Annotated in this window: 1 protein-coding gene; it reads right to left on the bottom strand. The window is 61.0% G+C overall.

The annotated features are described in order from the left end of the window. On the bottom strand, positions 1-220 hold a 220-nt coding region (locus ABN273_RS59340; RefSeq protein ID WP_349458616.1), incomplete at its 3' end, for a hypothetical protein. Positions 221-495: the final 275 nt, after the last annotated feature.

Below are 495 nucleotides of genomic sequence, written 5' to 3'. Positions count from 1 at the left end.
ACAGGGTGCCCCGGTCATTGGAGCCGCGATTGCGCCAGACTTTCACCTCGCCCGGCAGGAAGGTGATGTCTCCGTCGGCGTCATTAGGCCCGCTCACGTACTCGGTTCTGATGCCGCCGGCGTACAGGGTGCCCCGGTCATTGGAGCCGCGATTGCGCCAGACTTTCACCTCGCCCGGCAGGAAGGTGATGTCTCCGTCGGCGTCATTAGGCCCGCTCACGTACTCGGTTCTGATGCCGCCGGTCTACCTTCGCGGTCGTTCGAGATACGGGCGTAGAGTCCTGCGATGAGGGCTCCGTCTGGTGGAGATGCCGGTGTGGCGTTAGTCACTTTCCTACCTTTAAGTGTGTCATGTGGCAGTTTATACAGGGGAAGCCCTGCGCTATGACACACTTTCCTAGCTGGGCTAATGCTCGTCAACCCCTGCCATGGCGGGGGTTTCGTCGTGTCAGGACGTGTACACGGGACGGCTACGACCAACTTGCAGCACGACCA

Source organism: Nonomuraea sp. B19D2 (genome assembly GCF_040137845.1).
Lineage (GTDB): Bacteria > Actinomycetota > Actinomycetes > Streptosporangiales > Streptosporangiaceae > Nonomuraea.
This window is presented reverse-complemented; position numbering and strand designations above follow the sequence as displayed.